Source organism: Flavobacterium sp., from assembly GCF_029945805.1.
GTDB lineage: Bacteria > Bacteroidota > Bacteroidia > Flavobacteriales > Flavobacteriaceae > Flavobacterium.
Window position 1 is genome coordinate 1 of record NZ_JAQSDH010000009.1, and the last position, 13,479, is coordinate 13,479.

At 34.5% G+C, this 13,479-nt stretch carries 11 protein-coding genes; 7 read left to right on the plus strand and 4 right to left on the minus strand.

Features of this window, described 5'->3' with window-relative positions; translation table 11 throughout:
- The first annotated feature begins 197 nt into the window (after positions 1-197).
- The 5 genes from PSU83_RS01885 to PSU83_RS01905 all read left to right on the plus strand — a co-directional run bounded on the left by PSU83_RS01885 (position 198) and on the right by PSU83_RS01905 (position 6,001).
- Positions 198-3,347, plus strand: coding sequence for a M43 family zinc metalloprotease (locus PSU83_RS01885; RefSeq protein ID WP_300586098.1), 3,150 nt, complete (start codon positions 198-200; stop codon positions 3,345-3,347).
- An 89-nt stretch (positions 3,348-3,436) separates the two neighbouring features.
- On the plus strand, positions 3,437-3,661 hold the full coding sequence (locus PSU83_RS01890; RefSeq protein ID WP_300586101.1) for a hypothetical protein: 225 nt from the start codon (positions 3,437-3,439) through the stop codon (positions 3,659-3,661).
- 5 nt (positions 3,662-3,666) lie between these two features.
- Positions 3,667-4,173, plus strand: coding sequence for an RDD family protein (locus PSU83_RS01895; protein WP_300586104.1), 507 nt, complete (start codon positions 3,667-3,669; stop codon positions 4,171-4,173).
- A 3-nt stretch (positions 4,174-4,176) separates the two neighbouring features.
- Positions 4,177-4,629: a GNAT family N-acetyltransferase gene (locus PSU83_RS01900; protein ID WP_300586107.1), complete on the plus strand. Its 453-nt coding sequence runs from the start codon at positions 4,177-4,179 to the stop codon at positions 4,627-4,629.
- Positions 4,630-4,666: 37 nt separating this feature from the next.
- A complete protein-coding gene (locus PSU83_RS01905; protein WP_300586110.1) occupies positions 4,667-6,001 on the plus strand; it encodes a deoxyguanosinetriphosphate triphosphohydrolase in 1,335 nt (444 codons plus the stop codon).
- Here PSU83_RS01905 and PSU83_RS01910 read toward each other — a convergent pair.
- Complete coding sequence (locus PSU83_RS01910) at positions 5,998-7,806, minus strand: 1-deoxy-D-xylulose-5-phosphate synthase (protein ID WP_300586113.1); 1,809 nt, start codon at positions 7,804-7,806, stop codon at positions 5,998-6,000. The two genes, PSU83_RS01905 and PSU83_RS01910, sit on opposite strands and share 4 nt — an antisense overlap.
- Positions 7,807-7,843: 37 nt before the next feature.
- Here PSU83_RS01910 and PSU83_RS01915 point away from each other — a divergent pair, with 37 nt between their 5' ends.
- Positions 7,844-8,287, plus strand: coding sequence for a nucleoside deaminase (locus PSU83_RS01915; RefSeq protein WP_300586116.1), 444 nt, complete (start codon positions 7,844-7,846; stop codon positions 8,285-8,287).
- Between the two features lie 48 nt (positions 8,288-8,335).
- Entirely contained in the window at positions 8,336-9,088 is a 753-nt protein-coding gene (locus PSU83_RS01920; RefSeq protein ID WP_300586119.1) for an SIMPL domain-containing protein, read from the plus strand.
- A 54-nt stretch (positions 9,089-9,142) separates the two neighbouring features.
- On the opposite strand, the gene PSU83_RS01925 is transcribed toward PSU83_RS01920, so the two are convergent.
- The 3 genes from PSU83_RS01925 to PSU83_RS01935 all read right to left on the minus strand — a co-directional run bounded on the left by PSU83_RS01925 (position 9,143) and on the right by PSU83_RS01935 (position 13,168).
- Positions 9,143-9,505, minus strand: coding sequence for an STAS/SEC14 domain-containing protein (locus PSU83_RS01925; protein WP_300586122.1), 363 nt, complete (start codon positions 9,503-9,505; stop codon positions 9,143-9,145).
- 310 nt (positions 9,506-9,815) lie between these two features.
- Entirely contained in the window at positions 9,816-11,516 is a 1,701-nt protein-coding gene (locus PSU83_RS01930; protein ID WP_300586124.1) for a T9SS type A sorting domain-containing protein, read from the minus strand.
- 2 nt (positions 11,517-11,518) lie between these two features.
- Positions 11,519-13,168 (minus strand): O-antigen ligase family protein, encoded by a 1,650-nt coding sequence (locus tag PSU83_RS01935; RefSeq protein ID WP_300586126.1) that lies wholly within the window; start codon positions 13,166-13,168, stop codon positions 11,519-11,521.
- Positions 13,169-13,479 lie beyond the last annotated feature (311 nt).

Genomic DNA, 13,479 nt, shown 5'->3' on the forward strand with positions numbered 1-13,479 from the left:
TTTAATCTATCTATTTTTGTCTTATAATCTGTATCGATTATTTAGGACTAGTCATAAAAAGCAACCAATATGAAAAACAAGTATCTTTAAAAGAAAAAAACATGAGGAATATTATTCTGACGCTTATTATATTGGCAAGTTTTTTAAATTTTTCTTGAGTTAATGCTCAAAGTGAACCGTGTGCTACATCGGCTTTAATGGATAAATTGCTTACTGACTTTCCAGAGGTAAGAGAACGTCTTGATTTTTTAAATCAAAATTTAAAAGAATCAGCTCAGAATAAAGACTTAAGCCGAAATGCTTTATCCATACCGCCATCAGGTTCAATTACAATTCCTGTAGTAGTTTATATTATTCACGATGGAACTACACTAATTAATATTTCAGATTCTCAAGTAAATGATCAACTTACTGCTTTAAATAATTATTTCTTAAACACCGGAATAAAGTTTTGTCTAGCAACAAAGGTGGATGGCACAAGTCCAATTCCAACAGTAAATACTAACGATGTTCAAACCACAGCGGGAATTATACATGTCAATAATGCTACGCTGTCAAATCATTATACAAATTCTCAATCAGCTTTGGTAGCTACAGCAAGTCCATTAATTACTAAGGATCGGTACTTAAGGATTTGGGTTGTGAAAAGCATTGATGGAGCGAATTCTGGTATTGGAGGTTATTCCATGTTTCCTAATACTTCTCCAGTATTTGATGGAGTTGTAATGAAGAGTACTGTTTTCGGAAATGGAAACCCTAACATGTTGGTAAATTATAATTTGGGTAAAGTTTTAGTTCATGAGATTGGACATTACCTATTTTTATACCATACTTTTGAAGGAGGGTGCTCAACATACTTTAATGATTGTTTGCTAGATGGTGATCGTATTTGTGATACTCCAAGAGTTGCCTCTCCAAATTTTAATTGTGTAACAGGAACGAATTCTTGTGCAGAAACACCAGCTATACTAGATGATTTATCTAATTATATGGATTATGGAAACAATCTGTGCCAAACTCATTTTACAACTGGACAAATTGAAAGAATGCTTGCAGTTCTTAATTCTTCAAGAAGCACATTGTACGCTACAGAAAATACTATTTACACCGGAACATGTGGGTCTAATAATCTGCTTTCAGCAACAATAACGCCAAGCGATTATACGCCTTGCGCAAGTCCAACGGTGGTAACAACGTTTACAGCACCCAATGCCTCTACTTATTCATGGAATTTTGGTGACGCCCTTGCTACTGGTTCAAATCCAAATACTTCAAGTGCTCAATCGACTTCACACATATATACTTCAGCAGCCAATTCACCTTATACGGTGTCTTTAACTGTAACAAATAATCTTGGTGAGTCTAGGACTTCAACAGAAAAGATATTTGTAACCAATTGCGCTCCTTTACATAATTCTAATTCCTATTGGTATGTTGATGCTAGCAGCGGTTTGGATTTCAGTTCTGGAAAAGCAGTTCTTGATCCAACTTTCCCAAATACAAATTTCGCAAATGTAAGTTGTAATTCTCAATGTGATGTTAATGGCAATTTTCTATTTTATACCAACAAGCAAAAAATTTGGAATAGACAGAATAATCCAATTAACACTAGTGATTTAATGATGACATCAAACGGTAGTAGTAGTGGACAAGTAGTAATTGTACCTAAGCCACCAGTTACCGGGAATAACATCACAGCATATTATGTTTTCACTCAACAAAGCTATAATGCAAATACTTCAGATATAGGGTTTAGATACAGCATCGTCAACGTTACAGGAACTAATGCTACAATGGGAGTAATGTCTCAGGCAATTACATTACCAGCATCATATGGATTTGATAGAAATACTACAGATTTAGCTTTACTTGGGACTACAGGATTGGCTGCAGTAAAAAAGTGTAATAATAATGATTATTGGATTCTCACTACATTAAAAAAGGGCAATAGCCTATATATTGTAGTGTTTTCATTAACAAGTTCTGGGTTAATTTACAATAGTGAAAGATTGATTGTTAATAGTGATTTATTGATATTAGACACTGGTGGTATAGAGATGGCTCCTAATGGTAACAAACTATTCTTATGGCACGGATATGGTGCAGATAGTTATATTTACGATTTTAATAAAGCCCAAGGAATCGTTGACAGTGTTTTTATTCCAATAAAAATCCCCTCTACATCTTCCACTTACAGTCAAATTCAAGGGTGCTCATTTAGTCCCGATTCCAATATACTATATGCTAGTGATTATTTTGCAAAAAGAATATATCAATTTAATGTCAATTCCATTGATGTCAATAATACCAAAAGAGAGATTGGATCCTCATCTGAAGGGCCATGGGGAATGCAGCTTGGACCCGATAACAAACTGTATATTGCAATGGCAAATGAAACAAATAACCAACAACAGCTATCGGTAATTCATAATCCAAATACTTTGGCAAGTACTGAAAATCCATTGGCTTGCAATTTTTCTAAAAATGGCCCGAAAGCAAATGGTTTTACCTACAGAATTGGTCCATCTTTACCCAATAATATAGATGCTAAGCAAGAATCAGCCTATTTTAATCCAAATACAGCCAATGTAATATCCAAGTACATAACAGGCTGTAATACGTATAAATTTTTTCCTAATGTATGTGGTACTTCATTTGTGTGGACATTTACCAACACAACTTTAGGGACAACTTTCAATACTTCAGTTACAAATCCGACTTATAATTTTTCTCAGAACGGAACTTACGTAGTTACAGTTAAGGATAATTTCAATACTATTTTAGGGACATCGTCTCCAATCATAATAACTAATTCGCCAACGGCTTTAGTTGAAGGAAGTACAACGGCTTGTTTATCTAGACCAAATGAAAGGATTACCAATAATTCTACTTTTTTAAATAACGGCGAAACGCTAACCTGGACAATTACTAGCGGAACAGGAACAATTACGGGACAAAACAATTTAGCAAGTGTCAATATTAATTGGACAGTGTTGCCTGGAACTATAACATTAACAAAAGTAAATGCTTCAGGCTGCACAAGTACTACAACTAAAACAATAACAGCTTTTTGTCCAACACTGAACAATCACGAAAATAATATTGAAGGATTGACAATATCGCCAAATCCATCCAATGGATTGTTTACGATAAATACTACTACTACTTTAGGAAAGGTGACTATTATAATTTATGACTTAAGAGGAAGAATTGTAATGAGCCAAAAGAATTTCAATTTTAATGGTACAGAAAAAACAATTGATTTAACAGGATGCCAATCGGGAATTTATATGCTTAAATTAATAGGTTCCGATTTTACTTATTCGCATAAATTGATAAAAAATTAGATTTTACTTTTTTGATTCAAATAATAAAACAGCTGTCAACTTGATAGCTGTTTTCATTTTAATTACATTTGAGCACAAATAAAAGTACCATGACAAAAGATAAAAAAGGCGTTTATACAGGAATCATCGAAAAGGATAATGATGGAAATTATTTCTGTGGCGAATACCTATTGGATTATAAATACACGGAAACCAGTTTTAAATTGGGTGATGAAATCAATATCAAAACCGTAATCGCTAATCCTAGTGATAAAAGTTTTAATAAATACCCAAAGAAATCACGCAATTTCTTTTTGGCCAACCTAAAGGAATAATCCGAATGAATCAAAATCAAAAAAAGCAATTCCTAGTAACAGAAGAGCTTTTAGCTTCACACGGACAGCGTGCTCTTAATTTATTAATGGATTACATGGGGCAATTAATCTTGTTCATAATTGCGTTTCAAATAGCGGGAACCATTGCCTTAGAAAATGGCAACAAAGATTTCATGGCTGGTTTTGCAAAGAATGATATCATGCAGTACACTTTTGCTGCAGGGATTTCTTTGTTTTATTACAATATTTTTGAAATTTTTACGGCGCGAACTTTTGGGAAATTAGTCACTCAAACTATAGTAGTGGATGAAAATGGGGAAAAACCACATCACGAAGTTATCTTGATACGTTCGTTATGCCGCTTGATTCCGTTTGAAATTCTTTCTTTTATTGGAATGCCTGCTCGCGGATGGCACGACAGCCTTTCCAAAACGTATGTCGTAAAAAAATGGGATTTGGAGCAAAAGAAACAAAAGTTTTACTCTTTAACAGAATCAAAAACCGAAGACTAAGTAATGATTACGCTAAAAAGAACCACTTCTGATACTGAAGATTTTGGCAAATTGGTGCTAGAACTTGATGCCTATCTAAAGGTTCTGGATGGAGAGGATCACGCTTTTTATGCGCAATTCAATAAAAGTAACTTGCTCAAAAATGCTTTGGTTTGTTATGAAAATAATGTAGCGGTTGGTATCGGAGCATACAAAGAATTCGAGTCGAATGTTGCCGAAATCAAGCGAATGTATACCGTGCCCGAATACCGTGCAAAAGGAATTGCAAAAGCTATTGTAACCGAATTAGAAGCTTGGGCAAAAGAAGAAAACTATACAAGTGCAATCCTTGAAACCGGATTTTTGCAGCATGACGCCATCGGTTTATACCAGAAATTAGGCTATGAAATTACTGAAAACTTTGGACAATATAGTGGCGTAGCAACCAGTGTTTGCATGAAAAAAATCATAAAATAAACTTATATTTAAAATTTAATATCTAATATTTAATATTATGATTTGGGAACAACTTTTATCTTTAAAACGACAAGGCGACACGAGCAAACGGTTGCGAATTGAAGAAGCCGATACGCGCTTGGGCTTTGAAGTCGATTATGACCGTATTATTTTCTCGTCGGCATTCCGAAGTTTGCAGGATAAAACTCAGGTTATTCCAATGTCAAAAACCGATTTTGTTCACACACGTTTGACGCACAGTCTGGAAGTTTCGGTTGTTGGTCGTTCCATCGGAAGATTGGTTGGAAAAAAAATCATTGAAAAATATCCGCATCTGAAAGAAATTCACGGTTTTCACATGAATGACTTTGGAGCAATTGTAGCCGCCGCTGCTTTGGCGCACGACATTGGAAATCCACCTTTTGGACATTCAGGTGAAAAAGCCATTGGCGAATATTTCTCTATCGGAAAAGGACAACAATACAAAGAACACTTGACCGCCAAACAATGGCAAGATTTAATTGAATTTGAAGGTAACGCCAATGGGTTTTCGGTACTGACAAGTTCGCGTCCCGGAATTAAAGGCGGATTGCGTTTGTCTTATGCAACATTAGGTGCTTTTACCAAATATCCAAAAGAAAGCCTTCCTAAAAAACCAACGAAAAACATCGCAGATAAAAAGTATGGTTTCTTCCAATCGGATAAAGAGTTCTTTAAAGAAGTTGCTGACGAATTAGGAATGATTTCCAATAAAACCGGAAATGATATAGGCTACGAAAGGCATCCGTTAGCGTTTTTAGTTGAAGCTGCAGATGATATTTGCTACACGATTATCGACTTTGAAGATGGCATAAATTTAGGTTTAGTTTCTGAAGATTTTGCTCTAGAATATCTGATCAAATTGGTAAAAGATACGATCGACACAGCCAAATATCAAACATTGACCACCAAAGAAGATCGAATCAGTTACTTGCGTGCATTAGCTATCGGAAACCTTATTAACGATGCCGTAAAAGTGTTTATCGAAAACGAAGAAGCGATTTTAAAAGGCGAATTCCACCATTCGTTGACCGATAAAAGCAAGTACAAAGCACAAATGGATGATATTATCAAATTAAGTGTTAAGAACATTTATCAGAGTCGTGAAGTGATTGAAAAGGAACTTTCAGGGTATCAGATTATCAATAATCTTTTGGATAAATTTATCACAGCATACAACAACAATTACGAAGGAAAGGCCACGAATTACGACATGCTTTTATTGAAAATTCTGCCGGAAAAACATCATTTGGAAAAAGAGAATTTGTACGACCGATTACTCCTGATATGTCATTTTATCTCAATGCTAACGGATGGAAAAGCGGTGCTGTATAACAAAATTGTAACGGCTTAATCTTCTTCTTCCTCTTTCTCTTCGAGCAAACCGGAGAAAAGCGATTTCAATCCGTCAACGTCAATGTTGCAGAATTGTTGCAGTTCATCAACGGTGCCGTGTTCGATAAAATAATCGGGCACACCACAAAGGAAAATTTCGTTAACATAATCATTTTTGGCAGAAAACTCTAAAACAGCGCTGCCAAATCCGCCGGTAGTAACACCATCTTCGACTGTAATAATCGTTGCGAATTTATCACAGATTTTGTGCAATTTCTTTTCGTCTAAAGGTTTTACAAAGCCAAAATGGTAGTGGGCAATTTCATCCGGATTTTCTAATTCACTAAGAGCCAACGTAACATTATTAGCAATGGTTCCGGTAGATAAAACGGCTATTTTTTTTCCTTTCTTAAGTTTAATTGCTTTCCCAATTTCTGTTTTTTCAAATCTGAAATCTGAAATCTGAAATTTGGAATCTTTTATAAAACCTCTTCCTCTTGGGTAGCGAATCGCAATAGGATGTTTCAATCCCAACGAAGCGGTGTATAAAATATTTTGTAATTCTAGTTCATCTTTTGGGGCATAAATGATCATGTTCGGAATGCATCTCAAATACGCTAAATCAAAAACGCCATGATGTGTGGCTCCATCTTCACCAACTAATCCGGCTCTGTCCAAACAGAAAATCACTGGAAGATTTTGTAAAGCGACATCATGGATAACCTGGTCATAGGCACGTTGTAAAAAGGTAGAATAAATGTTGCAAAAAACTACCATTCCCTGCGTTGCCATACCGGCCGAAAGTGTAACGGCGTGTTGCTCGGCAATTCCAACGTCAAAAGCTCTTTTCGGAAACGCCTCCATCATAAACTTCATGGAACTTCCCGATGGCATAGCTGGTGTGATTCCTATAATCTTTGGATTATTTTTAGCCAATTCGACCAAAGTCAAACCAAAAACATCTTGAAATTTTGGAGGTAAATGTTCTTCTGATTTTTTATGTATTTCACCCGTTGTAGCATCAAATTTTCCAGGCGCATGGTACTTCACCTGATCGTCTTCTGCTTGTTGTAACCCCTTGCCTTTGGTAGTAACTATGTGTAAAAACTTTGGTCCTTTTACTTTTTTCAAACGCTCTAATTCTTTGATTAAGCCTTCCAAATCATGTCCGTCAATTGGTCCAGAATAATCAATATTCAGCGACTTAATCATGTTATTTTGTTTCGGATTCTTTCCTTCTTTGACTGCGGTTAAATAGTTTTTCAGCGCACCAACACTTGGATCAATTCCGATAGCGTTATCATTCAGAATTATCAACAAATCTGCATCGGTAACTCCAGCATGATTTAATCCTTCAAACGCCATTCCGCTTGCAATAGATGCATCGCCTATAACGGCAATATGATGTTTGTTTTCGCCTTTAAGCTGAGACGCAATCGCCATTCCTAAAGCGGCAGAAATAGAAGTCGAAGAATGTCCAACGCCAAAAGTATCGTAAACACTTTCACTTCGTTTAGGAAAACCCGAGATTCCGCCAAGTTGTCGATTGGTGTCGAATTTGGTTCTTCTTTCGGTTAGAATTTTATGTCCATAAGCCTGATGTCCAACATCCCAAACTAGTAAATCATTCGGAGTATCAAAAACATAATGCAAAGCAATTGTCAATTCAACAACACCAAGCGATGCGCCAAGATGACCTTCTTTTACGGAAACAATATCGATAATAAAATCACGCAATTCCTTTGCCAGTTGTGGCAATTGTGAAACGTCTAATTTTCGTAAATCAGTTGGATTGTTGATGTGGTCTATCAATTTTTTGGACATAAGGCAAATGTACGAATTGAAATTGTATTTTTGTTTTATGGAAAACCCTTTCACCGACGAATATTTTATGAAGAAAGCTTTGCAGGAAGCGGAAGCGGCTTTTGATAAAGGAGAAATTCCTGTTGGCGCCGTGATTGTTATCGATAATAAAATTATTGCACGAACGCACAATCTAACTGAAATGCTCAATGATGTTACGGCTCATGCCGAAATGCAAGCGATAACTTCGGCAGCGAATTACATTGGCGGAAAGTATCTAAAAGGATGTACGCTTTATGTCACTTTAGAACCATGTCAGATGTGCGCAGGAGCGTTGTATTGGAGCCAAATTTCAAAAATAGTTTTTGGTGCTTCCGATGATCAACGTGGATTTGAAACTTTAGGCACTACAATTCATCCCAAAACACAAGTGGTAAAAGGCGTTTTAGCCAACGATTGTTCGGATTTAATGCTGCGATTTTTTAGTGCAAGAAGAAAATAATTTTACAATAATAGTTGGTTTTTTACGTTTAACTTAAAACAAAAATTTATGAAAAAAATACCGTCTTCAATAATTATTGGTATTGCCGTAATTATCACCGCTTGGATTTTGGGGAAATCGTTCCAAAACCGTAACAAGAACTTGGATTCGATTAGTGTAATCGGATTGGGAGCTAAGGATTTTGTTTCAGATGAGATTCTGTGGTCGGGAAGTTTTACTACAATGAGTTTTGATATTAAAACGGCGTATAATAAGATTGTTTCAGATCAAAAAATTGTATCTGATTTCTTTTTAAACAAAGGTTTTAAATCGAATGAGTTTAGTTTTGGAGCTGTAAATTTTCAGAAAAAGTTTAGAGAAGTTCGAAGTGAAGGCGCAGACAACCAAACCAAATACGAACAAGTTTTTGATGGTTATGAAGCTACGCAAACTATTTCTTTTTCGGCAAAAAAGAATTCCGATTTGATGCAACGTATTGAAGAAGTTTCTAGTAAAACATCTGAATTAGTAAATTCTGGAATTGAATTGTCATCCAATAGTATTCAGTATACGTTTTCAGATTTGCCAAGTTTAAAGCAAAGTTTAATTGAAAAAGCCACAAAAGATGCTAATGAACGCGCTTCTAAAATTGTAAAAACGGCTGACGGTGATTTAGGAAAACTGAAAAGAGCGAGTATGGGCGTTTTCCAGATTACTGGACAAGGTTCAACAGAAGATGATAGTTACGGAGGAATTAACGACACTTATAGCAAAAATAAAACGGCTCGAATTACGGTCAGGTTGGAATACGAATTGGATTAAATAAAAAGTCTATAAAATAAGCCTGAAATAGTTAAAAACTATTTCAGGCTTATTTTATGTAGCACTCACCCAAAGTAACGCGATGTCAAGCTCTTGTTTTTTAAAGCCTTTATACTCGCCAGGAGCAATAAAGCTAAATCCGTTAGTGAAAGTTATGATGTTATCTGAATTGGTAACTATGGCGGATCGGTTCCATTTTCCAAAATTTTTGATTCCAATCATTAGATCTTCCCACCACGCACCTGCGGTAAAACTCGCAAGCTCTGTATCTAATTCCAATAGAAAATTTAACTGATCGGTTTTCTTTACCAACGCTTCTATGGTAGGAACAACAATAGTTTCGTAATCTTCTTTGGTAACTTCGCCAACAGCTCTAAAGGCTGCGACGTTTTCTGGAGAATTGATTATCTGTATCATAGTATTTGTATTTTTTAAGTACAAATTTATTCCATTTAAGAAAGATTATATTATATGACTTTTTTTAAAAGTTACAGAATGTCAGTCGGTTAGCAATTGCCCTAGCCCGGATTACTTCACTAATTTAATATTTGTTATAGGTGTTCAGTGAATGCTTTGCATTTGCAGCGGAAATCCTTTTTGTTTTTACAAAAAGATTGTAGTGGAAAGCCGGAAATAGCTCCTAAAAAAAACCGCCAGTCTTTCGAAAGGCGGTTAATTATTTATTCTCAACCCTCGAAGGGTTTTAAACCCTTCGAGGGTTATTTAGTTACTCTTTCACAAACTTACTGCTCGCTGTTCCTATATCGCTAGTAATCTTAATGAAATAAGTGCCGTTTGTCAATCCCGAAACATCGATAGTTTCATTCGGATTGGTAACGGTCTGAACCAATTGTCCAAGCGTGTTGTAGATGCTTACAGAAGTCATTTCTACAGTTTGTTTTGTGGTAATGGTCAGAATATCTTTGGTCGGAACTGGCGATAAGCTAAATATGGTATTAAACACAAAATCAGAATTACCTAATAGTTGAATAGTTGTAGTAGCAGTATTTGTTGTTATCGGCAAATTATAATCAAAGTAAATATTAGCAGTATTATTAATATTTGTGCCAACGGTTAATGTTGGTTTGGTTTTAATTTTAAACGCTACAAAACCATCGTTATTAGCATCATCAAACGGAAGGTTTATGTTTTCAAATATAAATTCGACCTTATTCGTATTTGTAATTTTGGTAGTGAATGGATGACTGCCAGATAAAGGCGTTAACGTATTAATTTCAAACTTACTGGTGTCAATTATGTCACGAATTACCACGAATTCGGCATTGGCTGTTCCGGTATTTTCAAAACGAATGACATAATGCAGGTATTTCCCAACATCAGCTATTGGCAGATTATTACCTTCTGCACAAGTTTTGTCATTTGGATCATAGGAACCTACAACAGTCTGGTTTAAGTTTGAAGTGTTATTTATTGGAGTTTCATCTGTCGCTCCGTTAACGCTTGCGCTGAATGCTAACACGTTTCCAACGTTAACCGCAGGTGTTTCTGAAGGAGAGTTGATATTCATCGTTACAATGATTTCTCTACTTTCAAACGGAGATAAATTACTAAAATTCCAAGTCAGTACATTTGTTACCTGACTGTTTATAGTTGGTGTGGCGGATACGAAATCCATCAGATTATCGTTGAAATTTAAGGTAACCGCACCATTTTGAACAGTGGTTCCTTTATTTTTATATAGTATTTTGTAAGTAGCATCAAAGCCCGGTCGCGCAGGTGCATACGGAAATAAACTTACTTCCAAATCGTTATGGGTTCCATTAGGCGCAATGCAAAAATTTTGTACAAACAAATTATTTGATGTCGATAAAACTACACTTGCACTCGGAGGGGTAACCGTGAAATAAGAAGGATTCTCTAAAACAGGGGTGAACGTATTATTGCCCGCACTAACATCATAATAACTATAAAAACCAGTTTGATTGGCAATTAGATTTCCAGTCACACCACCATTAGTAAAAGTTATTCTTTGATTTGGCAAGTTGGGATCAGATGCATCACAACCATTGCTATTGCTGTCATAACGGACGTTTCCTTGTAAAGTATAAGTGTATTGATTATTTACTGTAAAAGCATTTGGTAATGTCATGTTAAACGCACCATTCACTTCAGCGACATTCACGCTATACGATCCAGGGATAGCATATCCGGGAATTGACAAATTAACGTCTAACAAATTAGCGTAGTAGAATTCACCAAAGTTAACGGGTAGAACATTGTTAAATTGATCAATAAAAGAAACATCTACTAAAGGTGTGGTCGTGGTAAAATCAACATTTTGTGTTGTTATAGTAACATCAAGGTTTTGTTGACCTCGATTTCCATTATTTGGAGTTACAGATATAATAGATTGTCCTACTATGAAATTACAAAAAAAGAATGCAGCTAAGAGTAGTAGTTTTTTCATTTTCAGTTGATTAATGATTGAATATATTTGTCGAAGATAGTATTATTTCTTTTGTAATCAAAGTATAGTGTTAAAAGGTCATTCTCCGTTTTTATTTTTGATTTCAGATAATTGTTTAGTTTAGGATTGTTCAGGTTAAGGAGTGTTTCATTTAGTTTTTTCTCAACAATTGGAGTTAAAAACTGTTTGTAGGATTCATTTTTAGAATTGCTGTCGCATTTATCAATTGTTTCAAAAGCTTTTTCATAATCTTCAGTGTTATAATAGGTTGCCGCTAAATTTATTCTGGCATCTTCATAGTTTGGTGAAATAGTCAATGCTTCTTTGTAGTGCCTTATTCCATGTGCAACGCGGCCATTTTTTATATAAGTTGAAGCTAAATCATTATTAACAACTAAACAATAGGGGTTTACTTTATAAGCGTTACTGTAATACTTTAAACTTTCTTCAAAATTTCCTTCATTATAGTGCGCTTTACCCAAATGCCAGTCTAATGGAATAGCATAAGTATCAGTTGAAAAAAAAGCATTTTCGGCTTTGTTGAACTCGAAAATTGCAGTTGTATTATCTGTTCTTTTTTCAGCTGCTAAAGCTTTAAGTAGATGTTTTTCACCATCTATTCTATATAATGCAATAGTCATAGAATAAAGTAACAATACGAAGCTGAACAGATAAAATAAACGGGAAGGAAGTTTAAATCCTTTGGTGCTATTTGCTTTCAGATATTTAGCATTAATTATGGCAAACACAATTAATAGTATTATCTGATGTTCAATTCTTGTTAGCGGAAAATCAAAAAAGGCAATGATGAGATAACAAACAATGAAAAACAAAAAGTAACTCGCATTTCTTCGTTCACTACTTTTCACTTCATTTTTTGAAAGCCAATTGGCTTGATAGAGTATAGAAATAAAAATTCCAAGATAACATAAAAACCCAAAAATGCCTATCTCTGAAAGAACCATTAAAAAATCATTGTGCGGATTACTCACAATTAGTCTGCCGTTTACAATAGCGGTATCAGAAAAGTGATTTAATCCATATTTTGGATAAGTAGCAATCCAATTTCCAACGCCAATTCCACTAAAAAAATTGTCTTTAATTATATAAAGTGCTTGTTGCCAATATTCTATTCTTGCGTACAAAGTATCTGAAGAAAGCAATCTGTAAAAATATTGTGTTTTTATATCTGCCGAAGAATGAAAAATGTCTTTAATTGATAATAAATAAAAAACACCAGTAATTAGTGCTGTTATAACTAATACTAAACTCCAATTGAAGATTTTTTTCGGAACCTTACTTCTTATTTGAAGTAACACCACTAAAAGGAGATAAATGCTTAATGCTATTAATACAACTCGTGTTCTTAACATTAAAAGCAGCAAGATGGTAAAAACTATTGCTACAAATGAAACAGCTTTTATTTTTTTAGACATTGAAATTCCAATAAAATAAAACGGTAAACAAAAAAACAAAATAGAGGATAAAAAGTTCTTGTTGCCAAACGTGCCGCTCATAACATTTACCTGTCTAAATAAATTTTGTCCATTGATAGTTTTATTAGTGAAAGCCAATAAAGCAATTATAACAGATATAAAACCAAACAGAATTACATATGATTTTATGCTTTTTTCCTCAATTAAATCGCTCATTATTAGATGTCTGATTACCATGAAAAACAGCAGGAAAATTAGATATTTAGATACTGCAGCATGACTTAAATCCAATATTTGCGATTTTGAAAAAGAGAATAAGCAAAAAACTATAAATCCTAAAAACAATAAAACGGTCTTATCTAATGTAAAAAGAGGAATTTGTTTGTTTTTTACTAATAGTAAAGATATGATTGAAAATAAAAACACAGTAGTTAATAACTGTCTTGCTAATAAGAAAGTATCTAATATTGAACTAAAAAAAACAAAAGGCAGTAAAACAAAATAGAATACTAAAATTAAATTGAAAC

Excerpts from the sequence above, each read along its gene's own strand:
- PSU83_RS01890 (WP_300586101.1), top strand. The coding sequence starts at position 3,437 with ATGACAAAAGATAAAAAAGGCGTTTATACAGGAATCATCGAAAAGGAT.
- PSU83_RS01910 (WP_300586113.1), bottom strand. The coding sequence starts at position 7,806 with ATGTCCAAAAAATTGATAGACCACATCAACAATCCAACTGATTTACGA.
- PSU83_RS01885 (WP_300586098.1), top strand. The coding sequence starts at position 198 with ATGGATAAATTGCTTACTGACTTTCCAGAGGTAAGAGAACGTCTTGAT.
- PSU83_RS01925 (WP_300586122.1), bottom strand. The coding sequence starts at position 9,505 with ATGATACAGATAATCAATTCTCCAGAAAACGTCGCAGCCTTTAGAGCT.
- PSU83_RS01935 (WP_300586126.1), bottom strand. The coding sequence starts at position 13,168 with ATGAGCGATTTAATTGAGGAAAAAAGCATAAAATCATATGTAATTCTG.
- PSU83_RS01895 (WP_300586104.1), top strand. The coding sequence starts at position 3,667 with ATGAATCAAAATCAAAAAAAGCAATTCCTAGTAACAGAAGAGCTTTTA.
- PSU83_RS01915 (WP_300586116.1), top strand. The coding sequence starts at position 7,844 with ATGGAAAACCCTTTCACCGACGAATATTTTATGAAGAAAGCTTTGCAG.
- PSU83_RS01905 (WP_300586110.1), top strand. The coding sequence starts at position 4,667 with ATGATTTGGGAACAACTTTTATCTTTAAAACGACAAGGCGACACGAGC.
- PSU83_RS01930 (WP_300586124.1), bottom strand. The coding sequence starts at position 11,516 with ATGAAAAAACTACTACTCTTAGCTGCATTCTTTTTTTGTAATTTCATA.
- PSU83_RS01920 (WP_300586119.1), top strand. The coding sequence starts at position 8,336 with ATGAAAAAAATACCGTCTTCAATAATTATTGGTATTGCCGTAATTATC.
- PSU83_RS01900 (WP_300586107.1), top strand. The coding sequence starts at position 4,177 with ATGATTACGCTAAAAAGAACCACTTCTGATACTGAAGATTTTGGCAAA.